We start from the raw sequence: 13,805 nt of genomic DNA, 5'->3' as shown, positions 1-13,805 counted from the left end.
GATGCCGGTGGGCCGCAGGAGGTCAGTCAGGAACGAGTTCCACAGGCTCTGTTCCACCTTCGGCGGGCGGCTCGCCTGCTGGTGGTCGAAAACCCATCTACCAGGGGCTTCACCACGTTGTCAGGTCAACCGCGCAGCTGCTGCGGCAAGTTGCAAGGCTCAGTGCGTCAACTGAGCGTCCTGGTTGATCATATTCGATGCGGCCGATGGCTGATCGGCTCGGGGTCGATTACCAGCGGTTGCAGCACTGGTGGTCAACCGCGTTGAACCGGCCTGACCCGCTGGTGGTCACGCCCCTGTCGGCCCCAAGAAACCAGACGCTGCGGGCGGTCTTGACGCCTGCCCTGCGGTGCGGTGCCATGGCCTTATCGAAGGAGGGGGCCGTGGCACCCGATGGGTACAGTGACGCCGGGGACCGTGCTGGTGAGGGTGGCGGTGACCGGCCGGACAGCTCACCGGATCCGCACCGTCCCGGACCTGCGGACAGTTTCTGGGTGGGGGTGCTCGTCCTGATCGCGGTGGTACTCCTCCTGACCGTCCTCGTGGCCCACATGGACTGGAGTCCTGGAGACCCGACCAACAACATGCCGCCCTACAAGTGACACTTCCGCCGCCAGCGTGAGCCGATGGCCCGACGGTGCCGCCGCAGCTGCTGGCTGAGGAAGCGCAGGGCAGAGCTGGACACGTCGACGCCCGACGGGTAGACAAGCGCGTGAAGCCTCTGATGGACGCGGTTCTCTTGGTCGAAAACCCATCTACCAGGGGCTTCACCACGTTGTCAGGTCAACCGCGCAGCTGCTGCGGCAAGTTGGAAAAGGCTCAGTGTCATGACGGACCATTCTCCAGGCAGCACCTCACTGCTCGCCGAGCGTCATCCACTTCTCCGGCTTTTCGAGCGGTGCGAATCCCACCTCGGCGTAGACGGAGTGGGCGTCGGCCGTGGCCAGCAACACACGGCGCAGTCCGTAGGGGGCCAGATGGTCTCTGACGGCAGCCACGAGAGCGGTGCCCAGGCCTTTGCCCCGCGCGGCAGGAGCGATATAGACGTCGCAGAGCCAAGCAAAGGTGGCCTGGTCGGTGACCACTCGGGCGTAGCCGAACTGGGAACCCGAGGCACGGTCGTAGATGCCGAAGTTGAGGGACCCGGCAATGGCCTGGTCCTGCTTCTGCCGGGAGCGGCCCAGGGCCCAGTACGCGTCCTGCGACAGCCACTGGTGGATCAGTGCGTGATCAAGACGCTTGGGGGCGGTGGAGATCTCATAGTCGGCCGGAAGAACCCTGTTCATGTCCGCATCCAAGCAGCCCGGATCTGGACAGGCCACTGGATTCCGTCGAGACCGCGGTCGGGCCCCAGGAGAGAGCGCCGAGCGGAGCACCGATGGGCGTGCGACCTGGATCGGCTCGCTGATCTTCTCCCTGTCCCGGGACCTGCCCGACACCTTCGGGACCGGCGTGGACGACGGCACCGCAGTCCTGGCCTTCCATGTTTCCCGGCACAGCAGCGAAGAGCAGATGGGACCCACGAACGGGTCACCTTCGGCGATTCCGTCGGCATCACGCGTGGCGATTCCGACGGCATCACGCGTGAGCCAGACGCTACGCCTGCCGCCGGCCGCAGCGTTTCGACCCAGGTGTCGTGCCGACTCGGGCCGTGCTCGCCGGGCCCTCTCCGGCAAGGACGACGGAGTATGACCCGTACGCCCATAGGGTGATCGCATGACTGCTCCGTTGAGTTCCACGAGAACCCTTGCCGCGCTGCGCGCGTCCGCGCGTATCTCGGTTGATCTGCTGCTGGTTCTCTTGATGACCGGGGTGGCTCTGTGGGTTGTGGGGCGGATGTGGTCGGTTGTCTGGCCACTGATCGTCGCCCTGTTCCTCACCACACTGACCTGGCCTCTCACCCGCTTCCTGCGCCGACGCGGCTGGCGCCCCGCACTCGCCGCCTCAGCCGTGACCGTGCTGTTCCTCGTCGTCGCCCTGGGCATCGTCGCTCTGATCGCGGTGCCGGTGGCCTCTCAGACCGGCGAGCTGACCGACGGCGTGGTCGAGGGGATCCACAAGGTCCGCGAGTGGGCCGCAGGGCCGCCGCTGAACATCGGCGACGACCAGATCTCAAAAACCTCGGACGCCGCGATCAACCGAATTCAGAACAGTGTCGGCAGTGTGGTGACCGCCCTCGTCACGGGCGTGAGCACCGTCGTGAACGGCCTGGTCACTGCCGTTCTGGCACTGTTCCTGATGTTCTTCTTCCTCAAGGACGGTCCGCGGTTCCTGCCGTGGCTCACCCGTCAACTGCCCGGCCGCCTGGCCACGGACGTTCCGACGGTGGCAGCACGCGGTTGGGACACGTTGAGCGCGTTCGTACGTTCCCAGGCACTCGTCGGCCTGCTCGATGCCGTGCTGATCGGTGCCGGCCTCTGGATCCTGGGAGTCCCGCTGGTCCTCCCACTGGCCGTTCTGACGTTCGTCACCGCCTTCGTGCCGATCGTGGGCGCCGTCTTCGCCGGCTTCGTCGCGGTCCTCATCGCGTTGGTGTCGAACGGCCTGACGGACGCGCTGATCATGCTGGCGATCATCGTCGTGGTGCAGCAACTGGAGGGAAACGTGTTCCAGCCCATGATCCAAAGTCGCGGACTGGGCCTGCACGCGGCGGTGGTGTTGCTGGCGGTGACGCTCGGCGGCAGTCTGGCCGGTGTCGTCGGAAGCCTGCTCGCCGTCCCGGCTGCCGCACTCACCGCCGTGATCTGGAACTATCTGCGCGAGCAGCTCAGCGACGTGCCCCCGCAGACAGAGGCAGAGCTTCAGGCCGGGACCGCCGGCTCGTCGTAGCGCGTCCTTCGACCGCGAGAGACGGCCACGCCAAATGCCCGGGAAGCACTCGGATCCCCGATCCGCGCCGGACGCGAACGCGGCAAGGTTGATGATCGCGCGTCTCCCGTGCGGCCCGCGAACGGCCGACGTGCCTGTTTGAACGAACCCGGCACGGTCACTCAGGGAGTGGGTCCCTGAATCGCCCGGACCCGGGCGCTGATCGTTGGGACAACAGCGACCAGCGCCGCCGCCGCGTCTGAAGTCTCGTCCACACGGCGGAACGCACCGGCGACGGCGCAATCCCGCCGGCCGAGCATCAGCGTCTTCAGCTTCTGGGCAAAAGGGATCCGAGCGGGCCGAGGTCGAGATTGAGATCTTCCGGACGCACTCCGTGCTGCTCGCAGAGTTCCGCCATCCGCTGATCGAGCAACATCAGCGTGGTCCCGATCTCGTCAACCTGCTCGTCGCTGAGGTCACCCTGCTCGACACGGCGAATCGCCTGGCGCTCCATCAGCTGCCGGAGCAGTTCGACCACGGTGAGTACCAGGGCGACCAGGTCGCGCCCCATCTGGTCGGAATCCAGGTCCAGTCGGGAACCGCTCATAGCGGGCCGCCATCCGCCCAGGGAGCCGGGACGCGCTCGTTGACGGACGACAGCAGCGCATGAAGGGACAACCGCACCAGCGGGACGTCAGCGATGGCGATGACCAGATCCCCACTGATCACCACACCGGTTGCCAGGACGCGGTCCAGCAGATCGACGAGCGGTACCCCGATGGGTCCGGTCAGGGGCCCGGGACCGTCCCAGGGCACCACGTCGCGCGTCATCGTCTACACCTCGCCAACAAATGAATAGGGCACCCACGGCCCCGACAGCTCGATGTCCGCCCCCGTGCGTTCCCGCAGTGTCCGTGCCAGCAGGGCCAGTTCCTCAGCGCGGTGCTCGGCCACCAGATACGTCGCATTGAGGACCTGGACCCGGCGCTCCCCGGAAGGCTGGGCGTGCGGGCGCAACCTGCGGGACGCTGTGGCGAGGCCCCGGACTTCGGTATCCACCGCTTCCGCGGTCCTCAAGGCCTCGTCCTGGCTCCGCTCGCGGCGCTCTTGCGCGCCTCGCTTGCGGTTCAGGTAGGCGAGGCCGGCTCCGGGCGCAGGGCGCGATCGGTCGGTCGGCGTGGGATGCCGGATCGGCGTCTGCTCCGTGTCGTCTCGCGGGCAGGGCGGCGCGTAGACCTTCACACCCCATTCGGCGTGGTGCGCGATGCGCCTGAGCGCCACATGGAACCGACCCGCCTCTTTCCCCAGCGCCTCTCGCGCCCTCTCCTCATCGTGGTACAGCGTGGCCATCGGCAGGGGAACTGTCGGGCAGCAAGCCGCGGCCGCAGAGACGACGTCGTGGTGGGCGCGCGCGTATCGCTCCAGTTCATGCTGGTCGGACAGGCGCGCCTGCCAGACTTCGTCGGTGAAGTCGCTCGCCCGGACGGTCTGAACGATCGCCGTCAGTGCCCCCAGCGACAGTGAGCTCACAGGCGCCTCGTCCGTGACACCTGGCAGCCCGACGACGACCGAAAGGTCCGGATTCCAGCAGACAGCGAACACGTAGATGGCGTTGGCACCCGAAGGCACAGGGCCGCGCTCCGTCATGTACCTCGGTTCTCCTTGTTCCTTGCTGGGCTCGGGGCATTGCTGTGGGGCCGTTGGTGCCGCTATTTGTCCGTTGTCTCGGATTCGAGTTCTTTCAACCGCTCGCGCAATTCGCGATTCTCGTCCTGCAAGGCGTCGCGAGAAGCACGCGAGCTGAGTGCCGGATCATTTTCCCACCAGTCGATTCCGGCCTTCTTCGCGGTATCCACCGACGCCACGAACAAGCGGAGCCGAATGGTGAGCAGTTCGATATCGAGGAGATCGATCTTGATGTCCCCGGCGATCACGATGCCTTTGTCCAGAACGCGTTCGAGAATATCGGCGAGGTTGGTGGTCTGAGGACCGGAGACGGGATAGGACCCCTGCCGGAAGTCGACGTCAGTCACGGCGTCGCCTCTGTCCTCTCCTCTTCCTGGGAGCGTCCTCCTCGTCCTCGTCCGCGGTCTCGTCGTCCGCGGTCTCCTCGTCCTGCGCTCCCTCTTCGTCCTCGTCCTGGTCCTCGTCCTCGTATGCGTCCTCCGCCCCCTCCTCGTCCTCCGCTCCCTCCCCGTCCTCGTACTCGGCCTCCGCGCCCTCTTCGTCCTCGTCCTCGTCCTCGTATGCGGAGTCGGCGCCTTCCTCCGCATCGCCTTCGCCCTGTCCCTCGGGCTCTTCGCCCTCGGATTCCTCCTGCTCAGCCTCTTCCTCTTCTACGGCGTCCTCGTGGGACACGACGACTTCTCCGTCACGGATTTCGCCCCGCCATCCCTCGGGTTCTTCATTCGTGAGGGTGACGTATCGCTGGAAGTTCTTGAAGTCCAGTCGCATACGGCGCCCTTGCGCCCGCCAGATGTTGCCCGTCTTCTCGAAGAACCCCGACGGGTAGTACTCGACCACCAGGACGATCCGAGTCAGGGTGGGCGCCAGCTCATGGAAGCTGACCGCGCCGCGGGTGGTGCCCTTGGCGCCCTCGGAGGTCCACACGATGCGGTCGTCAGGGATCTGCTCCTGGACAGTCGCCTTGAAGCTGCGCGATGAAGGGCCGACCTTGACCTTCCAGTCGCTCCCGACCTCGTCGCTCTTCGAAACGTCGCGGACGCCCTTCGCGAAGCTGCTGAACTTGTCGTACTGCGTCCAGTAGTCGTACGTGTCTCGCAAAGGCACTCCAACATCGAGAACCTCGATGATGTTCATGACCTTGCCGCCACTGGCCTTCCGTTTTCCTTTCCCCCCACCGAAAGCGCTCTTGGCCTTGTCCACGACGTTGTCCTTGACACCCTTGGCCTTCTCCGAAACGAACGCCTTCACCGGTGAGTCGCCTTGGAGGATGCGGGAACCGATCGCAGGAAGCGAGCCACTCTCGGCCGAATCGCTGAGCTGCCCGGTGACGTCCTTCAGTTTGTCGCCAGCCTTCTCGGCAAGATTCTCCACCTGCGCAGACAGGAACTTGGACAGCTCTTCACGAACCCGGTCCACACCCGACGTTCCCTCTGTCTTTTCGTCCTTTTCCGTCTCGGTCATGGATGCCTACCTCCGGCGATCGGCGCGCTTGGATGCCGCCCGCTTCGATGACGTCGTCTTCCTGGCCGCGGACTTCTTGGCCGGAGCGGTCTTCTTTGCAGCGGTCTTCTTCGCCGCCGTCTTTTTCGCAGCGGTCTTCTTGGCCGGAGCGGCCTTCTTCGAGGCCGTCTTCTTCGCCGCAGACTTCTTCGCCGGCGTCTTGCCGGCCGCCGTCTTCCTGCTGGGCGCGGTCTTCTTCGCCGCCGTCTTGCTGGAAGCGGTCTTCTTCGCCGGCGCAGCCTTCTTGGCCGCCCGAGGCTTCCCTCCGCCGGCGGGAGCAGCCTTTTCGCGTGCCCCTGACGCGGGTGCCTGGCGGGACCTATCCGAGCGCGAACTGCGGCGCCTCCGCGGCTTCGCTTCCGGTTCTTCTTCCTCTTCTTCCTCTTCCTCTTCCTCTTCTTCCTCGTATTCGCCTTCCGGCTCTTCCTCTTCCTCCTCCTCACCCTCGGCCTGGTCGTCTTCGTACTCCGCCTCAGGCTCTTCTTCCTCCGGCTCTTCTTCCTCCGGCTCTTCCTCTTCCTCGTACTCCGCGTCCTCGTCTTCCGGCGCGTACTCCTCCTCGCCCTCCTCCCCCTCATCCGCCTTCTCCAGGAGTCGGGACGTACGGTCGCTGAGGGTGTCGGCAAGCGTGCTCATGCCCCGGTCGGCGGCGGCGGTCATGGCCTTGCGGCCCGCCTCCAGCACTTCCCCGCGCAACTGCTCCTGCAATTCGGCGACCTGCGGAATCTCCCCCAACCTGCGCATTCCTTCGGCGGCAAGCTGGCGAGGTTCGAGACCGAATCGCCGGCCGGCCAGGTAGGTCGCAATGGACAGGGCCAACCGGCCCTTCTTGGTGCGTCCCAGCACATAGCCGCCCACTACAGCAGCGGCGAGGGCCACCTTTTCCTTGTCATCCATGATTGCGTCACCTTCCATCGTTCGGCCCGGAACAGGCTTGTGCGGCATGCAGCCGATCGAGCAGCCGTTCCTCTTCTCGTTCGAACTCCTCCAGGCTGATGTCGCCCTCTTCAAGTTCCCTGTTCAGCACAGCCAGCTGGGCACGGAGCACCCCTGGGTCGTGCAACTCGCGCTCGGCTGCGTCATTGAGCTTCTCCGCCACCCAGACGACGCCACGGACCGGTGCGATGGGCAGGGTGAGCAAACCGGTGATCAGTCCCATCTCAGACTCCAACGGTTCGGGCGGGAGTGCCCTCGGCCGAGACGAAGCTGTAGCAGGGCAACGGACCCGAAAGCCGCAGCTCCACCCGGTCACGGTTCGTGCGGGCGAAATGCTCGGCGGCCCTTCGGAAGGCGTCGCTGTCACCACGGTTGACGAGAAACGACGCGTTGAGCACGCATCCCTGGACTGCGGGCCCCGAGGCCACCGCACGGGCCTTGGGTGTGAGCTCGCGCAGAACTCGCCGACCGGCTTCGGCGGCCCTGCTCTCCAGAGCAGCCGCGATGGCCTCGCCCAGTCGCATGCTGGCTTCGTATCCGGGCCGTCGACGCACCTCGTCCCGCAGGCCACGGACGTTCTTGTCCTCCGCCACAAGGCTTGCCAGCGCGTCCTGTGCCGGGAGCGCCTTGACGTTGACCTCGACCCCGTCGGAGAGGTGTTCCAGTGCTGCGATGTGGTCCGACTCGCGAGCCGTCAACTGGCCGCGCACCGTGTCCTCGTCTCGCGCGACCATTCCGAACCGCATCGGCAGCACTGGCCCCTGTTCCGACAGGCGCAGCAGTAGATCCTGGTGAGCGAGGAGATCACGTCGTCTGGCGCGGAGCTTGGGAGGAGCCACACTGACGACAGCGGCGACCCGCCCCTGCCGGATCGCCCGCAGCGAGGCAGCCGGGCTGCCCACACCCGTTGCGTCTACCGGCAGCGGCCTCCCTGACCGGATGATCGCGTAGACGTACACACCATCGGCTGTCACAACTCACGCCTCCGCGGTTCGTCGTCGGCTGCTGCCGCTCCGGGCTGGAGCGCGCCGCTTCCTCGGCCGCTCCTGCTGCTCTTCCTCTTCCTCATCGGACTCGTCGGAGTCGTCGTCACGCCCCCCGACCGCCTTGCGAACGGTGTCCCCCACCGTCTCCGCGGCCTTGCGGACCTTGCGTTTGCCGATGGACTTGGCGGCGCCACCGCTGAGCAGCTCAGGGATGGTGGTGCTGCTGGAGTCACGCTCCAGGTCAAGCCGGTTGCACGCCTCAGCGAATCGCAGGTATGTGTCGACACTCGCTACCACGATGCGCGCATCTATCTTGAGGATCTCGATGCCGACCAGGGACACCCGGACGAACACGTCGATCACCATGCCCCGGTCGAGAATGAGTTCGAGCACGTCGTACAACGTGCCGGCGCGCGGTGGGCACGCCACTACCTCGTCGGAGTAGGTGGTCGCAGGCATGGGGCGTCCTTCCGGTTGTCGGGCAAACCCGAGTGGTCACTCATCGGCGGACCCCCGCCGATAGCGGCGAACCCTGCGGTACTCCATGAGTTCGCCGTCCTGGTCGATCCGCACCTCGTACGACGCGAGAAGGCTCGTCGTGTCGGGAATCCGCGGCAGCTCGAGGACGTCCACGACGACACACCAACCGTCGTCCTCACGCCCCACCGCTGATACACCCTCGGTGGGATGGCCGATCAAGCCCTCCAGACTCCGGCAGGCAGCACGCGCAGCTTGTTCCGCTCCACGCACGGACGGCGTGCGGCGAGCGGTTGTCGTCGAGGATTTCCTGGTACGCGGACGACGCTCTTCTGCCATGAATACAAGTCTGGTACGTCTCCGGCTCGCCGCACCTCGAGTGGGCCAGTCGAGCGCCTGTATCGGGGGGCTACCTGCTGTGGACGCGGGGTGATCATCAGGTCCTGTCCGAGGCCGAGCAGGCCGCTGTTCGGCAGGCCGTCCTCGACCACACTCCCTCCGACCTGGGTCTTTCCGGTCAGCTGTGGACGCGGAGGCTGTAGGCGAGCTGATCTGCAAACTGAACAGGGTCCGCTTCACCGAGCCGGGGGTGGGCAAGTACCTCAAGCGGTGGGGGCTGACATTCCAGCGGCCGGACAAGCGGGCGGTCGAGCAGGATCCGGAGGTGGTCCGGATCTGGCGCGAGGAGACGTGGCCGGCGATCCGGGCCCGGGCGAAGGCCGAGAACGGGATAGTGCTGTTCGCCGACCAGGTCGGCATCCGGTCGGACCAGGTCACCGGCCGCACCTGGGGAGCCAGGGGTACGACGCCGGTCGTGCACCGCACCGGGAACCGGTTCTCGGTGAACGCGATGTCCGCGATCAGCACCACGGGGCGGATGCACTTCATGGTCCTCACCGAGTCGTTCGACGCGAAGGTCATGTGCCGCTTCCTCACCGACCTCAAGCGCAGCCTGCCCCACACCCACCGGGCCAGGAACCAGACCGAACTCGCCTCCGAAACCCGCCGGTTCCTTCACCGCCGACAACACCAACCTCACATCGTGCGCGGATACTTCTGCGGTCGGCACGTCGGCTACGTCATCGACGAGTGAACCCCAGCCGTTTCTGACCAACTACGCTCACACCAGCCGCATAACCCGTGTCCAGGATTCGGGGTCAAGGCCCGTCTAGACTTCCGAGACCGACTGACGGAAGGCCTGCGCTATGCGGAGACTGCTCTACGGCATGAACCTGTCCCTGGACGGCTATGTCGCCGCGCCCGGCGACGACCTCAGCTGGGGCGGGCCGAGCGACGAGCTGTTCCAGTGGTGGCTCGACCAGGAGCGGGCGATCAGCCTGTTGCTGTATGGGCGCAAGCTGTGGGAGACCATGAGCGCCTACTGGCCGACCGGCGACCAGCAGCCGGACGCCACCCCAGCGCAGATCGAGTTCGCGCGGAACTGGCGGGACACGCCGAAGGTGGTGTTCTCCTCGACGGTCGACAAGGTCGACTGGAACACTCGCCTGGTGACCGGCGACGCGGTCGCGGAGATCACTCGGCTCAAGGCCGAGGACGGTGGGCCGATGAGGGTCGGTGGCGCAGCGCTCGCCGGGGCGGCGATGCGGGCCGGGCTGATCGACGAGTACGCGATCGTCACCCATCCGGTCCTGGTGGGTAGCGGCACACCGTTCTTCACCGCGCTGGACAGCTGGGTGAACCTGAAGCTGGTGGAGACACGGACGTTTCCCGGCGGCGTGGTCCTGACCAGGTACGAGACGAGGCGCTGAACGCGCTGGTCGAGCGGTGGGACATCGACGACGACCAGCGACGGATCGGGTCACGTCCAGGGACAGTCGGCGAGCAGTGCGCGGTCGAACAGCCGCTGCGGGTATCGGAGGGGGTGCGGACGCCGCTGCGGGTCACGCTGTACGCGGTCGCCCGTGACGGCGCAGTGCGGGAGCCGGCCTGAGTCGCAGCCGGAGGGGTGTTCCCTCGCGCGCCTGCTCGGCCTCGGACAGGACCTGATGATCACCCGCACGCCGGCCCCGCGGACGGGACAGCAGCGCGTCCCCTTCAGTGCGCGCGTGTGGCATCACGCATGCAGGGCACTCGACGTCCAGGAGGAACGTCATCGAAACTAGATGACGCTTGTACGACTCCGCGGTTTTTCTGTGGAGAGCAATGAAGCATTTCGCCACCTCACGAGCGGGCGGGTGGGCCGACTCTTTCCGCCCACCCGCCCGCTTGTCGTGCGGCACATGCCTCCATCGAGCCGCCTCTCGCCTCTCGCCTCTCGCCTCTCGCCTCTCGCCTCTCGCCTCTCGCCTCTCGGCAGCAACGACGTGGAACGGAGCGCCCGTCAGGGCGCGATCGGGCCCGGAAGCTGTCACCCTGGCTGCAGCCGGTGATCAACGCTTAGGGAGTCTCCATGGCACGGGCAGGCAGGAGAGGTACAGGGGGACCGAGGCTGGAGAGCCGCTCATGACCGGCTCTCCGGCGTCCGGTGGCCACTACGGACAGGACCTGTTCGAGCCGGAGCACCCCCAGGAAGCCGGGCGCATCGACGCCGCGGCCCTCGTCTACGATCCGGTCACCACACGGCGTCTGCGTGCTCTGGGCGCGGGGCCGAGCAGCCGCTGTCTGGAGGTGGGGGCCGGGACCGGGACTGTCGTTCGCTGGCTGCTGGAGGAGGCGGGCGCCGCGGAGGTGGTCGCGCTGGACCGGGACACCAGCGGCCTGGACGCCCTCACGGGTCCGCGGGTGCGCGTGGTCACGGCCGATCTCAGCGAGGAGAGCCTGGACCTGGGCAGCTTCGACCTCATCCATGCCAGGTTCGTTCTCATGCACCTGCCCGAACGCCGTCGGCTCGTCTCGCGCCTCGCGCGATGGCTGAACCCGGGCGGCTGGCTGGTGCTGGGTGACGCCGTGGACGTGCCGAATGTCCTGGACACCTCGTCAGCCTACCGGCGGACCATGGATGCCATGTGGCAGGCACTGAGGTCGACGATCGGCACCGACACGTCTTCCGTCCCCGCCTATCCCCACTTCCTGCGCGAGGAGGGTCTCCAGAACGTCGCCGGGGAGCTCTTCTGTCCGCCGCTGGTCGCAGGCGGCCCGCTGGCCCGTTTCTGGTCCGAGACGTGGAACCGGATGCGGCCCGCGCTGGAGGAGACCGGGCGAGTGGACTCCGCCGTCATCGACGACGCACTCGCCTATCTGGCCTCACCGCAGCTCGCCGAACTCGGACCCGGCATGGTGATGACCTGGGGGCAGCGGCTCTGAGCCGTGGACGCTGACCAGCGTTACGAAAGCGGGCGATGGTGTGGTGCCGCCACGCCCGGTCGCCGTCCTGGCAGGATGACGGCATGGAACGTGTGCTTGGAATCGGTGGATACTTCATGCGGGCCGCCGACCCGGCGACCCTGAGCGCCTGGTATCGCGATTGCCTGGGCCTGGACGCCGATGAGAACGGACTGTGGCGTCAGGAAACCGGGCCGACGGTGTTCGCGACGTTCGAGTCCGAGACGGACTACTTCGGGTCCCGCGCCCAGCAGGCCATGCTCAACTTCCGGGTCCGCGACCTGGACGCGATGCTCGCGCAGTTGCGCGCCAAGGGTGCGGACGTGGCTGAAGAGACGCAGGACATGGAGGGCGTCGGTCGATTCGGCTGGGTCACCGATCCCGAGGGCAATCGGGTCGAGCTGTGGCAGCCCGCCTGACCGTGTCGTACGAGTGGATGTCCACCGACCGGACTGCCGGTCGCCCTGGCCCACTTGAGCCGCGCGTACCGGCGGCGTGTCCCGTCCACGAACGCACCGGTCCGGGCCCCCGGACGGCCTCCCGGGGATTCGCACAACCCCTTCCGCGGCAGCCGTCCGCGGATGCCGTCGGCCGTGATCACGTCTGCCGAGACGGCTCATACGTCTCGGCGGCGAGGCCGAACGTCCACGCCACTCCCTCTCGGGCCGTACGGGTCGTCGGCGGGACGCGCAGCCAGTACGTGCGGCTCGTGCCGTCGGGCTCCGGCGTGGAGTTGACGACCTCCACCATCACCACATCCTCGTCGCCGATCAGTTCGACCCGCCACAGCACCCCCGTCTCGTCGCGGTGAACGGGGACCGCCCCCGACTCCTCCAGGTACCGGTCGTAGCCGTAGAACTCCAGCATGACGCGGCGCAGTTCGGCGTTCTCCTCGCCGCGGATCCGCTCGGGAGTCAGCGCGGTGAGTTCGCCGAGGAAGGTGCGCGGGACCGGCATCCCGCGCCACGCGTAGAGCTCGAAGCCGTCCGCGTAGCGCAGTGCCGGGCCGTCTCCCCGGTCCAGGCGTCCGGCCTCGTCGCGGTGCAGGCTCAGCGGCCGTTCACTGATGACCGCGACCTTCTCGTAGGGCCACCACCAGCCCGCGTTGCGCGCGACCGCGGCGATTCCGGCCAGAGGACTCTCCTCATCGGGGTCGAACGCGCACAGCCACGCCGCGTCGTACTGGCCCAGGGTCGCGTCCAGGAGCAGCAGCCGGACCCGGCGCTCCTCGTGCCGGTCGGTGGCGAGCGCCTCGACAACCCCCGACCGCACCCGGTCGGCCAGCGTGCGGGTCGACTCCCACAGGGCCGCTCCCGTGGCACGCCAGTGCCCGCTCCATCCGTCCGGCCCCAGCCGTTCGTGCGCGCGATCGCGTTCCGCCGCCCAGGGCCTGCCGACGACGGCGCTCCGGACGCTCGGGCCGATGTCCCCAAGTCTCGCGCCGTCCGCGGGTTTTGTGCCCAGGAGCATGCGCACGGCCTCGTGGGGCGAGCGCGCCCAGACGATGCGCGCGGGCGCGTCCAGCCCGGCCTGCCGGTAGGCGAGCCGGACGCCCTCCTCGGCCGCCGCCCGGTCGCTCGCTCCGGTCCGCGTTGCCGTGACACGCCAACTGCCTTGTTCCATCACACCGTTCCTCTCCGAGATCTCCTGCGCCGGGCGGCGCCAGGCTGCGATGCCACCCGGTCCTGCCTGCGGGCGTGCTGTCCACGCGCTTCCGCGACCCGCTCCGCATCCGGAGCGGGGAACGACCGACGGACACGTCGGTCGGCACGGATGTGTCAGTCGGCGACGATCCGCACCGAGCCCGGCACGTACTCCCGCTGGCGGATCACCCGGTACCAGCCCTTGTGCAGCGGGATCGCCCCGTGCTCCTCGTGCACGACCCGAGCGCCGTCGGGAACGTGCAGCAGCATCGGGCCGAACACCCCGGCCTCCCTGATCAGCCGTCCCGGACCGACCACGGCATGGGCGTGCCCGGTGACTTCACCGAGGGCCAGCACGAGTCGTCCGCGTCCGTCACGCGGTTCGGACGCCGCGTCGCGGGCGTGGTCCGGCACCGCCTGCTCGTCCAACGGCACGATCAGCACGTCTCCTTGGCGGAACATGGGTCTCCCTCCCGGCACGGCACGG

The 13,805-nt window shown here is 67.5% G+C and carries 18 protein-coding genes and 1 pseudogene; 5 read left to right on the top strand and 14 right to left on the bottom strand.

Annotated elements, in window-relative coordinates:
• Positions 1 to 607 precede the first annotated feature (607 nt).
• Both ACWD68_RS32705 and ACWD68_RS32700 read right to left on the bottom strand, forming a co-directional pair.
• A pseudogene (locus ACWD68_RS32705) lies at positions 608 to 685 on the bottom strand (IS5/IS1182 family transposase); the annotation flags it as partial.
• 169 nt (positions 686 to 854) lie between these two features.
• Positions 855 to 1,286 (bottom strand): GNAT family N-acetyltransferase, encoded by a 432-nt coding sequence (locus ACWD68_RS32700; RefSeq protein WP_451810068.1) that lies wholly within the window; start codon positions 1,284 to 1,286, stop codon positions 855 to 857.
• Between the two features lie 430 nt (positions 1,287 to 1,716).
• Between ACWD68_RS32700 and ACWD68_RS32695 the strand changes: the two genes are divergently transcribed.
• On the top strand, positions 1,717 to 2,829 hold the full coding sequence (locus ACWD68_RS32695; RefSeq protein WP_451810067.1) for an AI-2E family transporter: 1,113 nt from the start codon (positions 1,717 to 1,719) through the stop codon (positions 2,827 to 2,829).
• 307 nt (positions 2,830 to 3,136) lie between these two features.
• On the opposite strand, the gene ACWD68_RS32690 is transcribed toward ACWD68_RS32695, so the two are convergent.
• From ACWD68_RS32690 to ACWD68_RS32645, 10 genes are all read right to left on the bottom strand, one after another.
• Positions 3,137 to 3,415: a gas vesicle protein K gene (locus ACWD68_RS32690; RefSeq protein WP_266765149.1), complete on the bottom strand. Its 279-nt coding sequence runs from the start codon at positions 3,413 to 3,415 to the stop codon at positions 3,137 to 3,139.
• A complete protein-coding gene (locus ACWD68_RS32685) occupies positions 3,412 to 3,639 on the bottom strand; it encodes a gas vesicle protein (protein ID WP_451810066.1) in 228 nt (75 codons plus the stop codon). The genes ACWD68_RS32690 and ACWD68_RS32685 overlap by 4 nt, the downstream gene beginning before the upstream one ends.
• 3 nt (positions 3,640 to 3,642) lie before the next feature.
• Positions 3,643 to 4,455 (bottom strand): GvpL/GvpF family gas vesicle protein, encoded by an 813-nt coding sequence (locus ACWD68_RS32680; RefSeq protein ID WP_451810065.1) that lies wholly within the window; start codon positions 4,453 to 4,455, stop codon positions 3,643 to 3,645.
• 62 nt (positions 4,456 to 4,517) lie between these two features.
• Positions 4,518 to 4,841 carry a gas vesicle protein gene (locus tag ACWD68_RS32675; protein ID WP_451810064.1) on the bottom strand — a complete coding sequence of 108 codons (324 nt, stop codon included), beginning with the start codon at positions 4,839 to 4,841 and terminating at the stop codon, positions 4,518 to 4,520.
• Positions 4,834 to 5,955 (bottom strand): SRPBCC family protein, encoded by a 1,122-nt coding sequence (locus ACWD68_RS32670; protein WP_451810063.1) that lies wholly within the window; start codon positions 5,953 to 5,955, stop codon positions 4,834 to 4,836. Before ACWD68_RS32670 ends, ACWD68_RS32675 begins: the two co-directional genes overlap by 8 nt.
• Positions 5,956 to 5,961: 6 nt before the next feature.
• Positions 5,962 to 6,891: a histone protein gene (locus ACWD68_RS32665; protein WP_451810062.1), complete on the bottom strand. Its 930-nt coding sequence runs from the start codon at positions 6,889 to 6,891 to the stop codon at positions 5,962 to 5,964.
• A 7-nt stretch (positions 6,892 to 6,898) separates the two neighbouring features.
• A complete protein-coding gene (locus tag ACWD68_RS32660; RefSeq protein ID WP_451810061.1) occupies positions 6,899 to 7,153 on the bottom strand; it encodes a gas vesicle protein GvpG in 255 nt (84 codons plus the stop codon).
• 1 nt (position 7,154) lies between these two features.
• Complete coding sequence (locus ACWD68_RS32655) at positions 7,155 to 7,904, bottom strand: GvpL/GvpF family gas vesicle protein (protein ID WP_451810060.1); 750 nt, start codon at positions 7,902 to 7,904, stop codon at positions 7,155 to 7,157.
• A gap of 3 nt (positions 7,905 to 7,907) precedes the next feature.
• Positions 7,908 to 8,375 (bottom strand): gas vesicle protein GvpJ, encoded by a 468-nt coding sequence (gene gvpJ, locus ACWD68_RS32650; RefSeq protein ID WP_451810059.1) that lies wholly within the window; start codon positions 8,373 to 8,375, stop codon positions 7,908 to 7,910.
• A 36-nt stretch (positions 8,376 to 8,411) separates the two neighbouring features.
• Complete coding sequence (locus ACWD68_RS32645; RefSeq protein ID WP_451810058.1) at positions 8,412 to 8,732, bottom strand: gas vesicle protein GvpO; 321 nt, start codon at positions 8,730 to 8,732, stop codon at positions 8,412 to 8,414.
• Positions 8,733 to 8,916: 184 nt separating this feature from the next.
• On the opposite strand from ACWD68_RS32645, the gene ACWD68_RS32640 reads away from it, so the two are divergent.
• The 4 genes from ACWD68_RS32640 (at position 8,917) to ACWD68_RS32625 (ending at position 12,094) form a co-directional block, all read left to right on the top strand.
• Positions 8,917 to 9,486 (top strand): winged helix-turn-helix domain-containing protein, encoded by a 570-nt coding sequence (locus ACWD68_RS32640; protein WP_451810057.1) that lies wholly within the window; start codon positions 8,917 to 8,919, stop codon positions 9,484 to 9,486.
• Positions 9,487 to 9,598: 112 nt separating this feature from the next.
• The gene (locus tag ACWD68_RS32635) at positions 9,599 to 10,162 is read left to right on the top strand and encodes a dihydrofolate reductase family protein (protein WP_451810056.1); all 564 of its coding nucleotides are present in this window, start codon (positions 9,599 to 9,601) and stop codon (positions 10,160 to 10,162) included.
• Positions 10,163 to 10,856: 694 nt separating this feature from the next.
• Positions 10,857 to 11,657: a class I SAM-dependent methyltransferase gene (locus ACWD68_RS32630; protein ID WP_451810055.1), complete on the top strand. Its 801-nt coding sequence runs from the start codon at positions 10,857 to 10,859 to the stop codon at positions 11,655 to 11,657.
• 83 nt (positions 11,658 to 11,740) lie between these two features.
• Complete coding sequence (locus ACWD68_RS32625; RefSeq protein WP_451810054.1) at positions 11,741 to 12,094, top strand: VOC family protein; 354 nt, start codon at positions 11,741 to 11,743, stop codon at positions 12,092 to 12,094.
• 178 nt (positions 12,095 to 12,272) lie between these two features.
• Here the strand turns inward: ACWD68_RS32625 and ACWD68_RS32620 are convergent, their stop codons facing one another.
• Both ACWD68_RS32620 and ACWD68_RS32615 read right to left on the bottom strand, forming a co-directional pair.
• Complete coding sequence (locus tag ACWD68_RS32620) at positions 12,273 to 13,301, bottom strand: DUF6745 domain-containing protein (protein WP_451810053.1); 1,029 nt, start codon at positions 13,299 to 13,301, stop codon at positions 12,273 to 12,275.
• 152 nt (positions 13,302 to 13,453) lie between these two features.
• On the bottom strand, positions 13,454 to 13,780 hold the full coding sequence (locus ACWD68_RS32615) for a hypothetical protein (protein WP_451810052.1): 327 nt from the start codon (positions 13,778 to 13,780) through the stop codon (positions 13,454 to 13,456).
• Positions 13,781 to 13,805: the final 25 nt, after the last annotated feature.

It is taken from the genome of Streptomyces sp. NPDC005141 (assembly GCF_053599975.1).
Note: the sequence above shows the minus strand (reverse complement) of the source record. Positions and strands in the feature narration are given on the sequence as shown.

Coding starts and splice junctions, on each gene's coding strand:
- ACWD68_RS32625 (WP_451810054.1), top strand. CDS start 11,741: ATGGAACGTGTGCTTGGAATCGGTGGATACTTCATGCGGGCCGCCGAC.
- ACWD68_RS32645 (WP_451810058.1), bottom strand. CDS start 8,732: ATGGCAGAAGAGCGTCGTCCGCGTACCAGGAAATCCTCGACGACAACC.
- ACWD68_RS32680 (WP_451810065.1), bottom strand. CDS start 4,455: ATGACGGAGCGCGGCCCTGTGCCTTCGGGTGCCAACGCCATCTACGTG.
- gvpJ (WP_451810059.1), bottom strand. CDS start 8,375: ATGCCTGCGACCACCTACTCCGACGAGGTAGTGGCGTGCCCACCGCGC.
- ACWD68_RS32695 (WP_451810067.1), top strand. CDS start 1,717: ATGACTGCTCCGTTGAGTTCCACGAGAACCCTTGCCGCGCTGCGCGCG.
- ACWD68_RS32690 (WP_266765149.1), bottom strand. CDS start 3,415: ATGAGCGGTTCCCGACTGGACCTGGATTCCGACCAGATGGGGCGCGAC.
- ACWD68_RS32635 (WP_451810056.1), top strand. CDS start 9,599: ATGCGGAGACTGCTCTACGGCATGAACCTGTCCCTGGACGGCTATGTC.
- ACWD68_RS32665 (WP_451810062.1), bottom strand. CDS start 6,891: ATGGATGACAAGGAAAAGGTGGCCCTCGCCGCTGCTGTAGTGGGCGGC.
- ACWD68_RS32700 (WP_451810068.1), bottom strand. CDS start 1,286: ATGAACAGGGTTCTTCCGGCCGACTATGAGATCTCCACCGCCCCCAAG.
- ACWD68_RS32670 (WP_451810063.1), bottom strand. CDS start 5,955: ATGACCGAGACGGAAAAGGACGAAAAGACAGAGGGAACGTCGGGTGTG.
- ACWD68_RS32685 (WP_451810066.1), bottom strand. CDS start 3,639: ATGACGCGCGACGTGGTGCCCTGGGACGGTCCCGGGCCCCTGACCGGA.
- ACWD68_RS32660 (WP_451810061.1), bottom strand. CDS start 7,153: ATGGGACTGATCACCGGTTTGCTCACCCTGCCCATCGCACCGGTCCGT.
- ACWD68_RS32615 (WP_451810052.1), bottom strand. CDS start 13,780: ATGTTCCGCCAAGGAGACGTGCTGATCGTGCCGTTGGACGAGCAGGCG.
- ACWD68_RS32630 (WP_451810055.1), top strand. CDS start 10,857: ATGACCGGCTCTCCGGCGTCCGGTGGCCACTACGGACAGGACCTGTTC.